Genomic DNA, 20000 nt, shown 5'->3' on the forward strand with positions numbered 1-20000 from the left:
TCAAGTGTCATAGGGAAGAACATTTTTCTGTCATCAAAGGAAACCTTCGGCACGATTATTCGTGACCTCTTTCAGATACTGGTCAACTTCAGCAGCAGTGCCGAATTGAAAACAGGCTTGTGCCACTTCATAGGCACGGGCCTTGGTATAGCGCCGTAAAACCTGTTTAACGCGGGGTATGGAGGCAGCGCTCATGGAGAGTTCATCAAAGCCGAGCCCTAACAATACCGGCAGATAAAGAGGATCCCCAGCCATCTCGCCACAGATGCCAGCTTCGATACTTTCCTGGTGAGCCGCATCAACCACCCTTTTCAGGGAACGGAGTATTGCCGGATGGAGTGGCTGAAACATCTCGGAAAGATGTTCATTTGAGCGGTCAATAGCTAATGAATACTGCACGAGATCATTGGTGCCGACACTGAAAAAATCAGCTTCACGAGCCAGAAGATCGGCAACAAGAACCGCTGAAGGAACTTCAATCATGACTCCTACCGGTAGAGAACGGTCATAGGAGATACCGGCAGAGTCCAGTTCAAGCTTGGCTTCTTCCAAAAGGATTCGGGCGGTTCGCAGCTCATCAAGTCCTGAAATCATCGGGAACATGATACGTACTTTGCCACTGGCACTGACACGCAGAATGGCGCGCAGCTGTTTCTTGAACTCTTCCGGCATGCTAAGCGCCAAACGGATGGCGCGAACTCCAAGGGCGGGATTCTGCTCATCAGTAAGCGACATGCCATCCAACAGTTTATCTCCGCCAGCATCAAGAGTTCGTATGGTAAGCGGATGAGGTGCTATTGCCTGCTGCATGGCAGCATAGATTGCATACTGTTCCTCTTCCTCCGGCATGTCTTTGCGATTCATGAAGAGCATCTCAGTGCGGTACAGCCCTACCCCTTCGCCACCATGACGAAGCACCGAAGCACCCTCCTCAGGAATCTCCACATTGCCTTTGAGGCGGGTAAGGTGACCATCGAGGGTTACTGCAGGCAGTCCTGCCTCCTTGAGCAGTTCCTGACCTATGTACTCAAAATGACGTTTGCGCTCCAGGTAAGCCACAAAAGTCGTCTGGTCAGGGTTGATAATGACTTCGCCACTAAGGCCGTCGAGAATGACCGGCATTCCATCCAACAAGATGTCAGCCCCTCCCTCAACACCTGCAACAGCCGGCATTTCAAAGGCCCGCGCAAGAATCGAGGTATGGGAAGTCCTACCGCCAATCTCGGTAAGGATCCCCACAATGCGACTACGATCCATCTGGAGGATATCTGCCGGTGAAATATCATGAGCCGCGATGATTGTTTGAACATCATCATGGGTAATAGGCGAATGAGGCTCATCCACCAGATTGCGCAGGATCTTTTCGATGACCATCTCGATGTCACTGATCCGTTCCTGTAAGTAAGCATCAGTGATGCCGGAAAAGATTTCCCGGTATTTGGCCAGAGTGCGTCGTAAGGCTCCTTCGGCGTTAAGCAGTCCTGTTTCGATATGCGCGGCTGTTTCAGCGAAAAGCCGCTCATCGGCCAGAATCATCTGGTGGGTTTCGATAAAAAAGAGGTGTTCATCTCCTGTGGTCTTTCGAAGTTGCTCTTTAAGGGTAGCCAACTCATCACGGGTGCGGATAATGGCGTCTTGCAACCTGTCTATTTCGGTTGATGTATTTTCTTCCAGGACGAAATTTTCATGTACGTGAAGCCGACGGCGGTCGACAACGCGCAAACGTCCAACAGCTATGCCGGCCGAAGCGGGAATACCGTGAAAGCGACGCATGTCACTCTTCGCCGAATCCATTTTCCACCAACTCTCCAATAGCCTGCATCGCCTCGGCCTCATCAGATCCATCAACTGTCAGACGCACGGTACTGCCCTTTGAAGCTGCCAGCATCATGATACCCATGATGCTCTTTCCATTTACTTCCACCCCTTCCTTGGCAAGCTTCACTTCTGAAAAATAACGGCTTGCGGTCTTAACGAAAAGCGCAGAGGCTCGGGCATGCAGCCCTAATTTATTAACAATGATAAATTCCTTCTGGAGCATGTATTACCGGTTCCTTTGGATTTAAATAGCTGCGTCGAAGCAGCTCTATTTACTATCATGACATTATCATGCCACGTTCGACACGAAAATTAAAGAAAGCCTTCAGAGCAGCTCGTACTCGGAAAGCTTTACAAATCTGAATCCACGCCGCCTTAACTCGGGTATGGCTGACATCACTCCATCAGCAGTTTTACCTGCAGGATGATTCATGTGCAGGATAGCGATATCTCCGGGTCGCGCCTTAAGCAATGCTGATCTTACCTGATCCTTGGTATATGTGGCCCCAGCATCCCCTAGAATGGAAAACCCGATCACTTCATGCCCAAGGCTACGGGACACCTCAACAGCTACCTCATCATAATAAGCGGTACCTGAACGGTAGTAGCGTGTTCGTTTTCCGGTGAGAGCAGCAACTTTGCGAGCATTCTGTTCAATTTCATCCACCAGTTCTGCAACATCCCTGGTACCATCAATACCATAAACCCTTCGACCGGTGATGGATGCAGGCTTGTGCAGCAAACCGTGATTGGCTATCTCAAACAATGGATTTGCAGCAAGTTTTTTGAAAATTTCCGGATTTGCATCTATCCAGCGAGCGTTGATGAACAAAGTGGCGGGAATACGTTCTTTTTCAAGATAAGTGATCAGGGCTGCGTCATAGCCTTTTCCCGAGCGACTGCCACACGCATCCAGCGTCAGTGCAAGAACATTTTCTCCGGTATTGAGCCTGGTCCGGACACCAGTAGCAGTTTCAGACCATTCCAACGGGGTGCGTGCTGTGGCGGCAAAACGTTGCCGCAGAACTTCCAGTGATTCCTCCCTCTGGTCACCCAAAGCCTGCAACGTCCAAACACCTAACACCATCAGCAGTGCTGATAAAAAACATTTCATATTGTACTTTTCCTGAAAAAACTCCGCGTAAATCAGCTTAAAGTAGGCCTATCGAAGAAATTCTCCTGCATTAATAATTCCATCCCTGCCGTTCTTTTGCAGTTCTACCGCCAATTCCGTTACTCCCATGCGTCCTCGCTTTGAACAAAATTCAATAACCATGGGAAGGTTAACACCTGTCAGCACCTCTACTTGACCGTCTTTGAGAAAAGACATGGCCATGTTGGAAGGAGTGCCACCGAAAAGGTCTGTCATGATGATGGCGCCATCTGCACGTGCCTTTTCAACAGCAGCAACTACTCGTGACATGATGTGGTCCGCAGACTCGTTGGGAGCTACCTCCACTTGTTCACATCCTTCAATGCTGCCTATGATCATTTCAGCCGAACGCATGAGCGCCCCGGCCAATCCTGCATGTGTAACCAGAACCAAACCTGTCATTGTTGCCCCTTTTCTATATCCCGATGTGAAACGCGCACTATCGCCCCTGTAGATTGCAAATGCATGGCGGTAGCCTCTGCAATTGCAACGGAACGATGCCGTCCTCCGGTACAGCCTATGGAAATTGTAAAATATGCCTTCCCCTCCTGACGGTGGGCAGGTACAAGCATATCCAGTAATGGAAAAAAATGATCGAGGAACTGGGCGGTCTGCAGGTTATCGAGTACATACTCACGAACCTCGTCGTCACGTCCGGACCCTGGTTTGAGTTCAGGCACAAAGTAAGGATTGGGCAAAAAGCGCACATCCATGACAATGCTTGATTCCAACGGAATCCCATAACGAAAACCAAAGGACTGCACATCAATGACAAAGGGTGCGTCGCGACCATTCCCCCTGACTATGTTCAGGATATAATCTTTGAGCTGATGAACATTGAACTCAGAGGTGTCAATAATGCGTGTCGCCAGTCTCCGGAGAGTAGAGAGCTGGTCTCGTTCTACGCGGATTCCTTCGCTGACGGTGCATGTTTCGCTGACAGGATGGCGTCTGCGAGTTTCAGAGAATCGGCGGATCAAGGTTTCATCAGCAGCCTCGAAGTAGAGAATTTCCAAGCTATGGCCATGTTTGTTGATCTGACGGAAAACACTCTCATACCCTTTGAAAAACTCCCGACCACGAATATCGGCAACCAGTACGATACCTTTAAAGTCCTCACCCGATTTTTCTATGAGATCAATAAATCGTCTGAACAGGCGCACCGGCAAATTATCTATGCAATAGAAATTTTCATCTTCTAGAGCACGAACAGCTGTTGATTTGCCGGAACCGGACATTCCGGTGATAACAATGATTCTCATGATCTTACTCTACCTCATTGCCAAGGGGCCGTACTTCCATGCGTGAAAGCAAACGTTCCTGGAAGTCCCGGGCAGAGTGGTAGCCCATTCCTTTGAGGAGAAAATTACGTGCTGCAACCTCAATAATTGAACCAAGGTTACGACCCGGCCGAACCGGAATGATAATGTGCGGAATATCAACTCCCAGGATAGTAATATGCTTGTCATCAACTCCCAAACGGTCATATTCCTGGGCCGGATTCCATTCCATCAATTCCAGCATCATATCAATGATCTTTTTTTCGCGGATGGAAGAGACACCATAGAGATCTTTGATATTTATGATCCCCAAACCTCTAATTTCCATTAAGTGCTGGATAGCCTCCTCAGATTGTCCCACCAGTGCAGCCGGCACCTTTTTCTTGATAAACACCATATCGTCAGCAACAAGACGATGACCGCGAATAATCAGGTCGAGAGCGCATTCGCTTTTGCCGATTCCGCTTTTTCCGACCAAAAGGATTCCGACTCCCAAGACATCGACCAGTACACCATGCATATGGGTAGTGGGAAGCAGCCGTTCCTCAAGAAATCTGGTGATAAGAGAAATAAATGTGGAGGATTGCAGAGGTGAGCTGAGTGTCGGAATACCGGCCGCTTCGGCCGTTTCGAGAAAGAAAGCTGGGGGAACAAGGCCTTTTGTGATGATGAAGCATGAAACGGGAAACGAACAGAGGTTTTTGACGCATTCCAGGGCCAATCGATCATCGATCTGATTGAGGTAGGAAATTTCTGTATTGCCAAGCACCTGAATCCGGTCGGGATGCAAATGCTCTGTGTAGCCTGCCAATGCAAGACCAGGTTTTTGAATGCGCGAGCTAAAGATACGGTTAACCAACCCGCGTTGGCCGGCCAGCAGAGCCAGACCTAGCCCGTACTCATTGTCGTCTAATAATTCCTGTATGGATAAACTGATTCCGTCCACGAAAGGCCTCTTATAGATCAGGGCGAAGAGTTGAGACTGGAGTTACCCGGCCTACAGAACTCCAGTCTCAACTTCTTCTCTATTAGCCCCTCTGAGGCTCAATCAGGCCGTAATTGCTATCCTTACGGCGATAAAGCACATTAATCTCATTGCTGACTGCATCAGTGAAGACGATGAAATCCTTGTGCAGCAGATCCATCTGCATGACCGCTTCTTCAACTGACATTGGCTTGGCTGTTTCTGTTTTTGTTCTGATAACAACAGGTTCAACACTGGTTTCAATGCTTTCAGCCTGATAGATTATTTTAGAAATCTGTCGTCCGCGCTCATCCCCATTAGGTTTGTGGGCTTTGATTTTTTCTTTGTAGCGCTTGAGCTGACGCTCGATCTTGTCGATAACAGCATCCACTGCAGCATACATGTCATTTGTTGATTCGGAAGCTTTGGTGCTGATTCCTTTAGCAGAGATAACTATCTCTACGATATGACGGATTTTCTTTTCCACCGTGAAATAAACCTGAGCAACAACTGGCTCATCAATATATTTCGCTACCCGGTCAAGTTTTTCCTCAGCATAGGACTTTAGGGCTTCGCTTTGTTCCATGTGCCTGAAAGTTGTTGTTACTTGCATACCTTCCTCCTCGTGTTGTTGTCGTATTCACATTTATTATGACATACCGGGACTATAAAGCCCCGCATGGTTGTGGCTGTGGCTACCACTCCCTAATTTAATTAAAAGTGTCGCTTTCGCTCAGAAGATGACCCTATCCGCAACACCTCTCGATACTTGGTGACCGTGCGACGCGCAATGTTAACAGTTTCACCGGAAAGCATTTCAGCAATTTTCTGATCAGACAGCGGCTTTCGAGGATCTTCCTTATCGATTATTTCTTTAATACGGCATTTCACACTCTCAGATGCTACAAAATCGCCGCCACTGGTTGATAATCCACTGTTAAAGAAATATTTCAGCTCGAACAACCCCTGGGGAGTTTGCATGTATTTATTCGTTGTGACGCGGCTTATGGTGGATTCATGCATACCAATATCATCCGCAACATCCCGCAAAACGAGTGGACGGAGATGTTCAACCCCCCGATCGAGAAAATCACGCTGAAACCTGATGATGCTTTTGGAAACCTTGTAAATGGTACGCTGACGTTGTTGAATGCTTTTAATAAGCCACATTGCAGAGCGCATTTTTTCACCGATATATTCCTCGGCGCGTGAATCTACGGAACCATTGGTACGTGCGTCGGCATAAAAGGGACTAACCTTAAGGTTAGGCAATCCCTCTTCATTTAGCATGACTACATATTCATCCCCCACCTTGGACACAAAAATGTCAGGTGAAATGTAATGAACATCTTCAGATCCAAAGGTTCTGCCAGGTCGTGGATCCAACCCTCCGATAATCTTGGCGGCGACTAACACCTGATTGATATCGATAGCAAGGGCCCGGGCTATTTCCTTGTATTTGCGGGTTTCAAGATCCTTTAGATGGTTGAGGAGGATCTTTTCGACCACACTATCCTCCATCCCTAGAAAACGTGCCTGAATCAAAAGACATTCGCGCAGGTCACGGGCACCAACACCTGTTGGGTCAAATTCCTGAATGTGTTCCAGCACAGGCAAAACCGATTCCTCGGGAACTGTACACGCCTGGCTTATTTCCTCAATAGAAGCACGAAAGTACCCACCTTCGTCAATGTTACCAATTATTTCTTCACCAATATGAACTTCTTCCCTGGTAAAGTGCCCCATATGGAGTTGCCATAGGAGATGATCAATCAAGGTATCTTTACGAGTCAGAAGATTTTCAAAGGAAGGCCGTTCGTCTTCGCCGCTGTACTGTTCTCCGGAGCTATAGTTGTAACCGTCAAGATAGCTGTCCCAGTCTCTCAAAGTGTCGTCGCCTGTCTCCACCTCGTGAAACTCTTCGTTCTTATTGTCAGGTTCTATTTCTTTTTCGGTTGATTCCAAAGATTCGCTTTCACGAATCTCATCAGCTTCCACAGCCTCTTCCAAAAGAGGATTTTCCTCCAGTTCCTGGCGCACCACATCCTGAAGCTCAATGCGGGTCAACTGGAGGAGTTTGATGGCCTGTTGCAGCTGGGGTGTCATTACCAGTTGCTGGGTCATCTTCAGTTGTTGGCGCATCTCCATTGCCATGCAAAATCCTTGTATTCAGCAGATAGAAAGATCAGAGACGGAAATCATCTCCCAGATATACTGCCCTGGCTTTGGTACTGGAAGCGATTTCATCCGGAGTACCATATTCAAGAACCTCACCGGCTGACAGTATATAAGCCACGTCGCATACTCCCAGTGTCTCACGCACATTGTGGTCGGAAATCAATACACCAATATTTCTCTTCTTCAATGACACAATCAAGCTCTGAATTTCTGAAACAGCTATTGGGTCAATTCCCGCAAAAGGTTCATCCAACAGAACAAAGGATGGACTCGTTATTAATGCGCGCGCTATTTCCACTCTGCGCCGTTCGCCACCAGAAAGAGCATATCCCTTTGAACCCGCAATATGAGTTATTCCAAACTCCTCAAGCAACCGTTCCATCCGGGCTTTACGAAGAGTGCGATCCGGTTCGACAGTTTCTAAAATAGCAAGCAAGTTATCAGATACCGATAATTTTCTGAATACAGAGGCTTCCTGAGGCAAATAGCTAATGCCTCGTCGAGCACGCTGGAACATAGGCATTGCTGTTATATCAGTGTCATCTATAAACACCTTTCCTCGATCCGGCTGGGCAAGTCCGACAACCATATAAAATGTGGTAGTCTTCCCCGCACCATTCGGGCCCAGCAAACCTACTACTGTCCCAGCCCGTATGGATAGGTCCACCCCGTTTACCACTTGACGACCAGCATAACTCTTTTGCAGGCCTGCGGTCCAGAGTCGTGTTTTTTCAGCGTGAACCATTAGCCTTCCGAGATGGCGATTGAATGACCGCCTCTACACGTTTGTTGGCCCCACCTGTGACGATACTTCGATCTTCATCAATAAAATAGGTTATAGTTTCTCCCGAAATGGTATCAGATCCTTGGACAACCTGGGGATTACCGGTAAGGGCAATGCGCCCTTCCTTGCTATGATAGATCGCATGGGAAGCTATACCAGTGCGATTTTGTTGCACAATACGAACATTTCCCTGAGCCTCAATTTGTTCTACCTCGCCCTTTGTGGTTCCATAGTTAATGCTGACCCTGTCGGCATAAATAGTAATGTCACCTTGTTTGGCTACAACTTTGCCAGTAAAAATCGCTGTCTTGCCCTTATTATCTGCAGCAAGTTCATTGGATTTGATGGTGATTGGCAGACTGGAGCGGTCCTTTTGCAGAGCAGAGGCTGAAATTGCGGGAGCAACTGTGCCGCCAAATAAAACACATAAAGCAACTGCAAATACTGAAATATAACTGATTTCTCTCACGCTACAGACCTTTGACTGTTGCATCAACTGTCTCTTTAAAATGAGCGACCTGTTTTTTAATGCTCATATCCATTCCCCTGGCCTTCAATTCAAGTCGTTGATGCTGAAATATCACTAACTCAGAAGTTATTAGTTTCGAACTTGATGCTACATAGTTTATAGATTCAGTCGAAAAACGCGCACCTGTCTCGGTCTCTACTTGAACATTTCCAACAAGTCTCACATTTTTTTGTTTGCTCGAATATTGACCTTTTAGGGCAGTAACCATAATCTTTCCGGCTGAAGGTGTTTTTGCAAATTCCATTTTCACCCCGGAAAGGTAGATCATCTCTCCGCTCTTATCGTACTCGGCACGCTCGGCATCAAGCTGCCACACAATATCTTTGTCACGCATTTCAGTGAAATGTGCTTTCTGCAAAGCTACATCTATATTCTGGGGAATCTGCCGGGAAACAGGTCTCGGCGAGGCCGAGTTTTTACTCTTCAGGAAGATGGCAGCCACGATACCAACAGCCGCAACCAAAACTGTTGCGACAAGCGCAAATCTAATGTACCGAGACCATACCATATAGTGTGTTACTATAACACTGCGACCAAAGGCTGTCCAGCAAAAGGTCTAACAGGCTCAAGTGTTGGCATAAAGATTGAATGCACTACAACTCATATCGGGCGACCACTTCTTCCCACCCGCCACGCGCCTTGATTATCATATCGCACACTTCACGCACTGCGCCTTTTCCACCCGCACAAGATGTCACATAATCTGCTAAATTTCGCACCTCCTGGAGCCCATCTGAAGGGGAGGCAGAAAATGCAACACGGCGCATAACCGGCACATCGACAATATCGTCACCAATATAAGCAATTTGATCATCAGATAAACCGGTTTTTAGTTTAATTTCATTATAACATTCAAGTTTTTTCAGCGCCCCTTGATAAACGATAGAGATTCCGAGTTCACGGGCGCGAATATCAACTACAATTGAGGTACGACCAGTTATGATACCTATTTCGACTCCATGTCGTTGTAACATTTTAATGCCATGGCCATCCTTGACATTAAAAAATTTGCTTTCAAGGCCATTACCATCATAAATGATACGACCATCAGTCATAACACCATCAACATCAACCAGTAACAAACATATATCCTTCAGTTTTGCATTCATCAGGCAATCCCCGCGCGAAGAATATCATGGAGGTGAACTATACCACATGGCGTACAGCAACTATCATTTTCGAACACAAAGAGGGATGTAATGGAATGCTGTTCCATCACCTGAAGTGCTGCTGCCGCCAGTTCGTCACGCTTTATCCGGCGCGGATTAAGTTTCATTAGTTCACCTGCTCGCTGTCCAAATATTTCGAGGCCTTTTTCCAAGGCTCGTCGCAAATCACCGTCAGTAATTACTCCACGCAAGTATCCTGCTCCATCAATAACTCCTGTCACTCCCATGCGCTTGGCGCTGATTACAAACAACACATCTTTCATCAAAGTATCCTCGGCAACCAACGGAAGAGCATCACCGCTATGCATAAGATCTTCGACCCGCAAAAACAATTTTTTACCCAAAGAACCACCAGGATGAAAAATAGCAAAATCTTCAGCCTTGAAACCGCGTTGAACCAAAAGTGAAACAGCAAGAGCATCCCCCATAGCGAGTGTAGCAGTGGTAGACGCAGTAGGAGCCAAGCCGAGGGGACATGCTTCTTCTTTTACGGACACATCAAGAAACACATCACTGCTTCGCGCCAAAGTAGAAGATGGATTTCCACTCATCCCAATTAAATGGGCACCTAATCGCTTTATTACAGGAAGAATCCGCAGCAATTCTTCAGTTTCACCACTATTGGAAATGGCAATGACCACATCGCCCTTCATGATCATTCCTAGATCACCATGAATGCCTTCGGCAGGATGGAGAAATAATGCCGGCGTACCCGTTGAAGCCATGGTCGAAGCTATTTTTTGGCCAATCAATCCGGACTTACCCATACCACTCACCACCACACGCCCTGTGGCTGCCAATATAAGCTCTACCGATTTTTCAAAAGATGTATCGATTCTATCTGCCAAAACCAGAAGAGCTTCCGCCTCGGTTCGAATAACCCGCCGTGCCTCATCTGCAATCATGTCTACTCCGATATGATAAATTTGCGACTTGCATTTTACAGCATGCCCTGTTTATGGCTAAAGAAGCTGTATAGTAAATACTAAAATGTGAAAAATAGCAACCCCAAGAGGAACCCAAGAACAGGCCGGACGCCCATCAGCTCCGCTTTTGATGCTCAAAATGATCCGGTGGGGACAGCCAGAAAAACTTTGCTATAGTTTCGGGAGAAGACTCTTCAATGGGTATTAACAGAAAGGCAATCCATGAAATCTTATCTCGAACTACTTACCGTTTTTGTCATTCAGCTTTTCATAATCGTCGACCCTTTGGCCTGTATTCCCATTTTCCTTGCCATTACCTCAAGCCGGACTAAAAATGAACGCCGCATCATGGCGCGCAGAAGTTGTTTCATAGCCTTTATTGTTTTAGCTTTTTTTGTGGTGGCAGGGAATGCAATATTAAGTTATCTGGGCATAACCACCTCTACCGTCCAAATCTGCGGAGGAATTCTACTCTTTATCATAGCCCTTGAATTCCTTCGGGGAAAAGCGACAACAACAGAAACCAGCACCCTTGAGGAACAACTTGCCGAAGAAAAAGAAGACGTTTCCGTTACCCCCCTTGCCATACCGTTACTGGCCGGTCCGGGAGCCATTGCTACAACCTTCGTGTTTGCAGGCAGGGCAAATGATGTTCTTGCCTATATCACCCTTGTAGCTGGTTCAGCCCTTGTTTTCTGTGCAGTGTATTTCTGCCTCTATTGGGCTGACGATGTGGCCAGAATTTTCGGCACCCTTGGAATGAAAATAATAACTCGGATAATGGGTTTCATACTGGCCTTCATAGCTGTACAGTATGTGGTCGATGGGATCCTCAAACTGTTTTTTCACGCTCCATAACGGAAAAGGGACGAAGCTGGCGCTTCGTCCCTTCCTGACATCATGTACTAAAAAGGATTATTCTCCGCTGGTACCTTCTGCCGGTGTGCCATCGGGGTTGAGGCCAAGCGCCTCTTTGCGTGAAAGCTTGATCTTGCCATTTTTGTCTACACCGATACATTTGACAAGAACCTTATCCCCTTCATTAAGCACCTCAGTTACCGTTTTAACGCGCTTTGTGTCCAACTCTGAAATATGGACCAAGCCATCCGTACCGGGCATGATTTCCACAAAAGCACCAAAATCCATGATCTTCTTGACGGTACCCATGTAGAGACGACCTTCTTCAGCTTCGTCAGTAAGACCTCGGATCATCTGAATTGCCAAATCACAGGCTTCTTTGCTGGTGGAGGCAATATTGATGCGTCCGGTATCGTCGATATCGCAGGTAACGCCGGTGGTTTCGGTAATATTGCGGATGTTCTTGCCGCCGGTTCCGATGACGTCACGAATTTTATCAGTTTTAACCCAGATTGTGGTGATGCGTGGCGCAAAGGACGACATCTCGGGCCGGGGAGCAGCCAAAGTTTCGGCCATCTTGCCAAGAATATGCAAGCGCCCCTCACGCGCCTGCTTGAGAGCCTGTTGCATGATCTCCTTGGTGACACCACCAATTTTGATATCCATCTGCAGTGCGGTCACTCCGTCGACTGTGCCGGCAACTTTGAAATCCATGTCACCCAGATGATCTTCATCACCGAGAATGTCGGACAAAATTGCAACCTTGTCTGCTTCTTTGATCAGACCCATGGCGATACCAGCCACCGGTGCAGTAACGGGAACGCCGGCATCCATCAAAGACATACTGCCACCACAGACTGAGGCCATTGAAGAAGACCCGTTGCTCTCAAGAGTCTCGGATACTATGCGAATTGTGTAAGGAAAATCATCGTGTTTGGGAAGAACTGCTGACAATGCCCGCTCGGCCAGCATCCCATGGCCAATTTCACGACGGCCAGGCCCCAGACGAAAACTGGTTTCGCCAACGGAGAACGGCGGGAAGTTGTAATGCAGCAGGAAGCGCTTGCGGTACTCGCCGTAGAGCGAGTCCATGCGCTGCTCATCGCTGGAGGTTCCCAGGGTAGCAGTAACCAGCGCCTGCGTCTCACCACGGGTGAACAGCGCCGATCCGTGGGTACGAGGAAGCAAACCGGTTTCAGTGGTAATGGGACGGATAGTGGTTGTGTCGCGGCCGTCGATACGAATGCCGGTTTCAAGAACATCGGTGCGAACACGTTCATATTCAAAATCACCCAGGAAAGCCTTGATCTGCTTGCTGCTCCCTTCAAACTCTTCCTTGAGTGCTTCAACAGTTTCAGCCTTGATCAGGTCGATCTGGTTATGGCGCTCCTGCTTGGATTTGATTTTGACTGCTTCAGAGATGCGGTCATAGGCGAGTTCGCGCACCCGGGCCAGCAGGACCTCGTTTACGGTTGGAGGCGCTATCACGCGCTTTGCCACCCCAGCTTTTTTCTGCAGTTCTTCCTGGGCCTCAATCAACGGCAACATGGCTTCTTTGGCAAAAAAGATAGCATCCAGCATGTCTGCCTCGGACACGAATTTCGCCTCTCCTTCGACCATGATGACCGCATCACGGCTGGCAGCCACTACGATTTCAAGATCGCTTTTTTCGAGCTCTTCGGCAGTGGGGTTGCAAGTGAATTTACCATCTACACGGCCGACTTTGACACCGGCAATCGGACCCTGGAACGGAATGTCTGAGATCATCAGGGCTGCAGATGCGCCAAGCATCGATAGAATGCCCGGATCGTTGTCCTTGTCGGCAGACACGACCGTTGCCATGATCTGCGTATCATTGAGAAAGTTTTCGGGAAAAAGCGGACGGATCGGACGGTCGATCAGACGACAAATCAGAGTCTCGGGATCTGAAGGACGAGCCTCGCGCTTAAAAAAGCTGCCAGGAATTTTTCCGCCAGCATAGGCCTTCTCGGTATAATTAACAGTCAGGGGAAAAAAATCCTGACCTTCCTTGGCTTCTTTCTGGGCCACCGCGGTCACCAGAACCATCGTATCGCCGCTTCGTACCATTACTGCGCCATTAGCCTGTTTGGCCATCTTGCCGGTGGAAATGCTGACCATTCTGCCACCGAACTCAACACTTACAACGTGTTCCATAATCATCTCCTGTTGTCTGTTGTGTTGGGGCCGTCGTTACAATCTCTCTGCAGGTACATCGTTAAAACGTTGCTTCGTACAATGACTGTTCCTGTTTTCTGCAAAGAGACTCTACCCACGCCCCCAACGAAAATGAAAAAGGGCCGATAAGCCCTTTTGGAATACAGCATACTGAAAAAACAAATGGCAATATACCCCATAGCAAGGGCATATTGCCAGTCATTACCTGCGTATGCCGAGTCGTTCGATAACCTTCTTGTACCTGTCGAGCTCCTTGCCTTTCAGGTAGTCCAGAAGGCGCCTCCTCTGGCCGACGAGCTTCAGAAGCCCTCTACGGCTGTGGTGGTCCTTTTTGTGAATCTTGAAATGCTCGGTCAGATAGGTGATCCGCTCCGTGAGAATTGCAATCTGCACTTCGGGAGAACCTGTGTCGCTGTCATGTTTTTTAAAAGAATTGATTATTTCCTGTTTTTTTTCGGTTGCCAGCACTGCCAACACCCCCTTTCGATGGTTCGATAAATATATGGGTTACAGCATAATTTATGTGCAATCCGCAAGCTGAAATTAATAGCATACCAGCATCTGCATGTAAAGCATTAAGTCAATTGAAGACCCTCTTCAAAATAAGATGCACTGTACCCTCTGATGACAGTTCACAGTTCGCGACAGCAATGAGCTCCCCATTTCGGGAAAGACGCACCAGAGAGCCGATACTTACGGCAGAGGTACCAGCAGCCTGTAAATCCGGCCATGTTGGAGAACGTCCATGCCTGATCTTATCGCACTCAGAAGCGGTCAGCACCACGTCAGCAAGATGCCCGAGCGCGGCATGAGGAGAAAGGCACAGCTTTTCCAGCGAATCATCACCAACTGCATTTTCCAATTGTTCCAAAGTGACTGCTGCTTCAATGGTAAAAGGTCCGCTTGCGGTTCGCCGCAATTCCTGGAGAGCAGCCCCACATCCGAGACTTGAACCGATATCGTCAGCAAGAGAACGAACATAGGTTCCGCGTGAACATTTCACATCAAATGCGGCATAGGGCTGATCAAACAAAGTAAGTTCAAGAGAAGTGATTTCGATCTGGCGCGCCTTCCGCTCGACCTCTACTCCTTGGCGGGCAAGTTTGTAAAGCGGCTGGCCGTTTTGTTTAATAGCAGAAAACATCGGGGGGGTCTGGCTGACACTTCCTGTAAAATGCATTAGAACGTTTACAAGGTGTTCCCGGCTGACCTGACCAGGATCAACTTCAGCCAGTACAGTGCCGGTAGTGTCAAGGGTATCTGTAGTTACACCCAATCGCATGACAGCTTCGTATTGTTTTACACCTTCATCAAGAAAGGGAATTACTTTGGTGCCATCATTGACGGCAATTGGCAGGACACCTGTTGCAAAGGGATCAAGTGTACCAGTATGACCTACTTTACGAGTGTCTAGAATGCGTCGCACACGACTTACAACATCATGTGAGGTAATTCCAGCAGGTTTATCGATTACAAAAAAACCGTTGATCAAAGACTGGCTTCCACTGTCCGGTAAACTAGTTCCTTAACTTCTTCGAGGGAACCGTCCAAAGTGCAGCCAGCCGCATTGTGGTGACCTCCGCCCCCAAGAGCGGCCGAAAAAGCAGCTACATTCACCTTCCCTTTTGAACGGAATCCTACCTTGAATTTTAATTCCTCAATCTGCCGAAAGAAAACTGCCACTTCAACACCCTTGATAGATCTGGGGTAATTAACAAAACCATCAGTAAATTCGGCATCAGCAAAGGTATTCTTATACATGTCAAGGGTAACAGTAACCGAGGCAGCTAACCCGCCTTTAAACAACTCAAGAGTGGCCAGTGCAAGGGATAAGAGCTCAAGACGTTTCTTAGGCTGATTTTCATAAAGCTGCTCAGCAACATCCCAGGCATTGACACCACAATCAATCAGTTCACCGGCAATAGTGAAGGCTTCACGATTGGCGTTGGAGTACCGGAAAGAGCCGGTGTCAGTAATAATGGCCACATACAGACAAAGAGCTGTCTGAAAATCAAGTTCAAAACCGTACGCCGAAACAATACGATGAACAAGTACACCGGTTGCGGCTGCAGTACTGTCAATAAGGTTAAAAGCGCCAAAATTTTCACACGAAAGATGATGATCAAGATTGATCATTTTCCCAATACGGCTAAACCGGCAAAATTCTTCTCCCGCACGGCGAAGCTCACCTATATCGAGAACAAAAGCTACATCAAAATCCTGATCGGGAATGTGGGGTTGAACCGTTGCTGCGCCAGGCAGAAAGGAATAGAGATCCGGAACCGGATCACGGTAATGAACGCAGACTTCTTTTCCAATCTGGCGCAGAAAAGAAGCAAGAGCAAGTGTGGAACCGACCGCATCACCATCAGGTCCTTCATGTGTGGTCAGCAGAAAAGATTGATTGCAGGAAATTTCATGCAATATATTATGAATCGTCTCCGTCATGCTCCCTGCCGATTTCTCTGAGGATAGAGTCTATCCGGTTACCATACTCCTGCGAATGATCATATTTAAAAATGATCTCGGGAATATGGCGGATAGTTAATACGCGACCTAACTCTTTGCGAATGAAACCTTTGGCACTGTTAAGGCCGGCTTCACTGCTCTTTCCGGAAGCCTCATCGCCTATAGCGGTAAAATAGATGCGTGCCAGACTCAAGTCTTCCGTAATGTCAACAGCAGTTATGGTAACAAAACCGATCCGGGGATCATTCAATCCTCGTGACAAAAGAGATGATACTGTTTCGTGAATCGCCTCGGCAACTTTTTCCGAACGCTTGCTCATAAAAAACCTCGAAGGGCAAGGACGGAAAATCTTTCAGATTAACCTGTCCCGCCCATGTCACAGCTTGGTAGCTATCTTTTCAATCTCGAATGCCTCAATCAGATCACCAATCTTGACATCATTATAGTTTTCCAAACCAATTCCGCATTCATAACCGGTGGCAACCTCTTTGACATCATCCTTGATGCGGCGCAATGAAGAAAGTTTGCCCTCGTAGACTACAACATTGTCACGCAGCAAGCGGGCCTGACCGTTTCGCACCATCTTCCCGTCAAGCACATAACAACCGGCAATATTACCGATTTTGGGAACAGAAAATACTTCGCGAATTTCTGCTCTTCCCAGGTACTTCTCCCTGAGAGTCGGTGCAAGAAGGCCTTCCATTGCTTTTTTCACATCCTCAACTGCATCATAAATAATACTGTAAAGCCGGATATCAACGCCTTCCTTCTCCGCCATGAGCTGAGCCTTGACTTCGGGCCGAACGCTGAAACCGATGATTATGGTGTTGGACGCGGCAGCAAGATTCACATCTGTTTCGGTAATGGCACCAACTCCGGAGTGGATAACATTGAGACGAACAGCATCTGTTGACAGCTTACGCAAAGACTCACCGACTGCTTCGACAGAACCTTGCACATCACCTTTGACGATGACATTAAGATCCTTGACTTCCCCACTCTGGATCTGTTTGTAAAGATCCTCAAGAGTAATTTTAGAGTGTTTTGCCAATTCGGCCTCACGCTGCTTGATCTGGCGCAGAGTGGCAATTTCCTTGGCTTGTTTCTCATCCTTCAGCGAAACAAATACGTCACCGGCATCTGGTACGCCAGACAAACCGATAACTTCGACCGGCCGGGAAGGTCCTGCTTCAAGAACCTTTTCTCCACGATCATTCTGCATTGCTCTGACACGGCCAGAATGAATACCCACAACGCAGAAATCACCAGTTTTAAGGGTACCTTCCTGCACCAGGACCGTCGCAACAGGACCACGCCCTCTGTCAAGCTTTGCCTCGACAATGGTACCTTTGGCAAGTTTGTCAGGATTCGCCTTCAATTCCATGACGTCAGCCTGAAGCAGAATCATTTCCAGTAGTTCTTCAAGGTTAAGACGTTTCTTAGCCGAAACCTCAACCATGGTCGCATCGCCTCCCCATTCAGAGGCAACCAAACCAAACTCCATCAACTCTTGCTTCACTCGCTCGGCGCGAGCATCAGGTTTGTCTATCTTGTTAATAGCCACAATGATTGGAACTCCAGCTGCCTTGGAGTGATTGATGGCTTCGCGGGTCTGGGGCATGACGCCGTCATCGGCAGCAACAACAAGAATAACTATATCGGTTACTTTTGCCCCGCGGGCACGCATGGCGGTAAAAGCTTCATGGCCAGGAGTGTCGAGGAACGTGATCTTACGACCATCCAGTTCAACATCATAGGCGCCGATATGCTGGGTGATGCCTCCTGCCTCTCCGGCAATGACGTTTGCTTCTCGAATAGCATCCAGTAGAGAGGTCTTGCCGTGATCGACGTGACCCATTATGGTTACAACGGGAGGACGCTTTATCAGTGTTTCCGGTGCATCAGGAGCAGATTCATGAATTTCATCAAGGTCAACAGCAACGTTTTCAACTTCATAACCATACTCAGAGGCAAGAATTACAGCAGTATCAAAATCCAGCGCGTGGTTGATCGTAACCATCATACCCATTTTCATGAGGGACTTGATAAGGTCGGTGGCCTTTATACCCATACGTTTGGCCAATTCCCCTACACTGATGGTTTCTGTAATCTTGATAATACGTTTGATGGCCTTGGGAACGGTTATTTCAGTCTTACGAGTTTCTACCGCACGTTCCTTGCCCTTTTTCTTTCCCTTGTAAACAGGATCAAATACCCGCTCACGTTTTTCAAGGATCTCGTTTTTACGTGGTTGCTCCTTCTTTTTTGCAGGTGGAGCACCTTTCTTACCTTTATTTGCATCAGCATACCCACCATTACCCTTACCGCCGCCAGGCTTGCGGCGATCATCAGCAGCAGGCGGTGCTGCCGGAGCAATCTGCACCTGTTTCATGCGTGAGCGATCCGGCTCCGGTGAAGTCGAAGCTGGTGCAGGCCTTCTCTGAGCTTGCTGATCAGGGCGAGGCGCAGCAGGACGCTGGGTCTGTGATGTCGTTGCCGGGGACTCTTTGGTAACAACCCTGGTTGGTCGTGTAGTTACGCCAGGTATTTCCATGCGACCGAGAATTCGTGCCTGATTCGGATTGGCCTTAACCGGCTCTACAGCTGGCTTGGGCTTTTCAACAACAAGCTCTTCCTTTGCAACGACTGGCTGAGGGATGTCCACTACAACCGGAGCCGACGGTTCCTGTATGACAGGTGCAGGAGCAACTTTAGCAACCACAACTTCAGACTCAACCGGGGCAGATGGAGCAGGCTGCGCAGGGGGTGCGGAAACAACTGGTGTTGGCGGAACTTCGACGGGCGCCTCATGGACGACCATGACTTCCGGGGTTTCTTCCACAGCCGGTGCAGCTTTTGCGCGACGACGGATTATATTGGTGGTGACCCTGACCTCTTCGGTGCCGCTGTCTTTCGACTGGGGTACGGACAGCTTCTTGACCACATCTTCATCAACCATTGATGTGGCTGTTTTCGCATCAACACCGATTTCTCTGAGACGGGTAATTACTTCCCGACTCTCCAGCCCCAGCTGTTCTGCCAGGCTGCTCACTCTAATTTTTGTCATAGGCCTACACCTCCCCCAGGAAGTTTCTGTATCGTTTAATTTCATTAGCAAGTTGGATAACAAAACCACCCGGCTTGACAGCGATCGCGCTGCGTGGTGCCTTACCGAGTATTGCACCGAACTCATCCTTCGTCAGCAGGCACTCGCATGGTATGCCGTGCACTCTTGCCAACACCACAATCTTTTCACCAATGTTTTCAGAAACATCGGATGCAACTAGTACAATTCCGGGTTTAATCTTTCCACGTATGGCATCACTGACAAGAGAACCACCAGAAATGACTTTACCAGCCCTATTTGCCAATCCGAGGAATCCAAGGATACGGTTGCGCATCAACCGACCAACCAAAGCAACCATATCAGCCGGAGGTAACAGATTTACCTCTTGCTTAAAGGATCTATTGAATGTGCGAAGTTTTGCTGCAGTAGCCAGACATTCCGCTTTAATGCACGTATAGGAGCCACGACCTGGCAAACGTCCGTCGATATCCGGCACCACTTCGCCTTGAGGAGATAATACAAAGCGGATCAGTTGTTCCTTATCATGAACTGTTCGACATCCCAGACAACTACGCTGAGGCTTTTCTTTCTCCTGCGCTCGGGACATAC

The 20000-nt window shown here is 48.1% G+C and carries 21 protein-coding genes; 1 reads left to right on the forward strand and 20 read right to left on the reverse strand.

The window, feature by feature from the left end:
- Positions 1 to 33: 33 nt before the first annotated feature.
- The 13 genes from ptsP to KJB30_RS04475 all read right to left on the reverse strand — a co-directional run bounded on the left by ptsP (position 34) and on the right by KJB30_RS04475 (position 10780).
- Positions 34 to 1794 (reverse strand): phosphoenolpyruvate--protein phosphotransferase, encoded by a 1761-nt coding sequence (ptsP, locus tag KJB30_RS04415; protein WP_214296722.1) that lies wholly within the window; start codon positions 1792 to 1794, stop codon positions 34 to 36.
- A complete protein-coding gene (locus KJB30_RS04420; protein ID WP_214296723.1) occupies positions 1775 to 2041 on the reverse strand; it encodes an HPr family phosphocarrier protein in 267 nt (88 codons plus the stop codon). The genes ptsP and KJB30_RS04420 overlap by 20 nt, the downstream gene beginning before the upstream one ends.
- Positions 2042 to 2143: 102 nt before the next feature.
- On the reverse strand, positions 2144 to 2932 hold the full coding sequence (locus tag KJB30_RS04425) for a polysaccharide deacetylase family protein (RefSeq protein WP_214296724.1): 789 nt from the start codon (positions 2930 to 2932) through the stop codon (positions 2144 to 2146).
- 48 nt (positions 2933 to 2980) lie between these two features.
- Entirely contained in the window at positions 2981 to 3373 is a 393-nt protein-coding gene (locus KJB30_RS04430) for a PTS sugar transporter subunit IIA (protein ID WP_214296725.1), read from the reverse strand.
- Positions 3370 to 4233: an RNase adapter RapZ gene (gene rapZ / locus KJB30_RS04435; protein ID WP_214296726.1), complete on the reverse strand. Its 864-nt coding sequence runs from the start codon at positions 4231 to 4233 to the stop codon at positions 3370 to 3372. Before rapZ ends, KJB30_RS04430 begins: the two co-directional genes overlap by 4 nt.
- A gap of 4 nt (positions 4234 to 4237) precedes the next feature.
- Positions 4238 to 5197 (reverse strand): HPr(Ser) kinase/phosphatase, encoded by a 960-nt coding sequence (gene hprK / locus KJB30_RS04440; protein WP_214296727.1) that lies wholly within the window; start codon positions 5195 to 5197, stop codon positions 4238 to 4240.
- A gap of 82 nt (positions 5198 to 5279) precedes the next feature.
- Positions 5280 to 5828 carry a ribosome hibernation-promoting factor, HPF/YfiA family gene (gene hpf, locus KJB30_RS04445; RefSeq protein ID WP_214296728.1) on the reverse strand — a complete coding sequence of 183 codons (549 nt, stop codon included), beginning with the start codon at positions 5826 to 5828 and terminating at the stop codon, positions 5280 to 5282.
- A gap of 101 nt (positions 5829 to 5929) precedes the next feature.
- Positions 5930 to 7369, reverse strand: a complete 1440-nt coding sequence (gene rpoN / locus KJB30_RS04450) for an RNA polymerase factor sigma-54 (RefSeq protein ID WP_214296729.1) — start codon at positions 7367 to 7369, stop codon at positions 5930 to 5932.
- Positions 7370 to 7400: 31 nt separating this feature from the next.
- Positions 7401 to 8138, reverse strand: a complete 738-nt coding sequence (gene lptB / locus KJB30_RS04455; RefSeq protein WP_214296730.1) for an LPS export ABC transporter ATP-binding protein — start codon at positions 8136 to 8138, stop codon at positions 7401 to 7403.
- The gene (lptA, locus tag KJB30_RS04460; RefSeq protein WP_214296731.1) at positions 8125 to 8670 is read right to left on the reverse strand and encodes a lipopolysaccharide transport periplasmic protein LptA; all 546 of its coding nucleotides are present in this window, start codon (positions 8668 to 8670) and stop codon (positions 8125 to 8127) included. Before lptA ends, lptB begins: the two co-directional genes overlap by 14 nt.
- Positions 8648 to 9148, reverse strand: a complete 501-nt coding sequence (lptC, locus tag KJB30_RS04465) for an LPS export ABC transporter periplasmic protein LptC (RefSeq protein ID WP_214296732.1) — start codon at positions 9146 to 9148, stop codon at positions 8648 to 8650. Before lptC ends, lptA begins: the two co-directional genes overlap by 23 nt.
- 151 nt (positions 9149 to 9299) lie before the next feature.
- Positions 9300 to 9815 carry a KdsC family phosphatase gene (locus KJB30_RS04470; protein ID WP_214296733.1) on the reverse strand — a complete coding sequence of 172 codons (516 nt, stop codon included), beginning with the start codon at positions 9813 to 9815 and terminating at the stop codon, positions 9300 to 9302.
- Entirely contained in the window at positions 9815 to 10780 is a 966-nt protein-coding gene (locus KJB30_RS04475; RefSeq protein WP_214296734.1) for a KpsF/GutQ family sugar-phosphate isomerase, read from the reverse strand. Before KJB30_RS04475 ends, KJB30_RS04470 begins: the two co-directional genes overlap by 1 nt.
- Before the next feature lie 243 nt (positions 10781 to 11023).
- Here KJB30_RS04475 and KJB30_RS04480 point away from each other — a divergent pair, with 243 nt between their 5' ends.
- Positions 11024 to 11659, forward strand: a complete 636-nt coding sequence (locus tag KJB30_RS04480; protein ID WP_214296735.1) for a MarC family protein — start codon at positions 11024 to 11026, stop codon at positions 11657 to 11659.
- 57 nt (positions 11660 to 11716) lie between these two features.
- Here KJB30_RS04480 and pnp read toward each other — a convergent pair whose 3' ends face one another.
- The 7 genes from pnp to KJB30_RS04515 form a co-directional block, all read right to left on the reverse strand.
- Positions 11717 to 13834 (reverse strand): polyribonucleotide nucleotidyltransferase, encoded by a 2118-nt coding sequence (gene pnp, locus KJB30_RS04485; RefSeq protein WP_214296736.1) that lies wholly within the window; start codon positions 13832 to 13834, stop codon positions 11717 to 11719.
- 222 nt (positions 13835 to 14056) lie between these two features.
- A complete protein-coding gene (gene rpsO, locus KJB30_RS04490) occupies positions 14057 to 14323 on the reverse strand; it encodes a 30S ribosomal protein S15 (RefSeq protein WP_214296737.1) in 267 nt (88 codons plus the stop codon).
- 112 nt (positions 14324 to 14435) lie between these two features.
- Entirely contained in the window at positions 14436 to 15344 is a 909-nt protein-coding gene (gene truB, locus KJB30_RS04495; RefSeq protein ID WP_214296833.1) for a tRNA pseudouridine(55) synthase TruB, read from the reverse strand.
- Positions 15344 to 16303 (reverse strand): DHH family phosphoesterase, encoded by a 960-nt coding sequence (locus tag KJB30_RS04500; protein ID WP_214296738.1) that lies wholly within the window; start codon positions 16301 to 16303, stop codon positions 15344 to 15346. Before KJB30_RS04500 ends, truB begins: the two co-directional genes overlap by 1 nt.
- Positions 16284 to 16643: a ribosome-binding factor A gene (locus KJB30_RS04505; RefSeq protein ID WP_214296739.1), complete on the reverse strand. Its 360-nt coding sequence runs from the start codon at positions 16641 to 16643 to the stop codon at positions 16284 to 16286. The genes KJB30_RS04500 and KJB30_RS04505 overlap by 20 nt, the downstream gene beginning before the upstream one ends.
- A gap of 57 nt (positions 16644 to 16700) precedes the next feature.
- Complete coding sequence (gene infB, locus KJB30_RS04510) at positions 16701 to 19391, reverse strand: translation initiation factor IF-2 (RefSeq protein ID WP_214296740.1); 2691 nt, start codon at positions 19389 to 19391, stop codon at positions 16701 to 16703.
- A 4-nt stretch (positions 19392 to 19395) separates the two neighbouring features.
- Positions 19396 to 19998 carry a DUF448 domain-containing protein gene (locus KJB30_RS04515; RefSeq protein WP_214296741.1) on the reverse strand — a complete coding sequence of 201 codons (603 nt, stop codon included), beginning with the start codon at positions 19996 to 19998 and terminating at the stop codon, positions 19396 to 19398.
- Between the last annotated feature and the right edge of the window lie 2 nt (positions 19999 to 20000).

Source organism: Pelotalea chapellei (genome assembly GCF_018531195.1).
GTDB classification, from domain to species: Bacteria; Desulfobacterota; Desulfuromonadia; order Geobacterales; family Pseudopelobacteraceae; genus Pelotalea; species Pelotalea chapellei.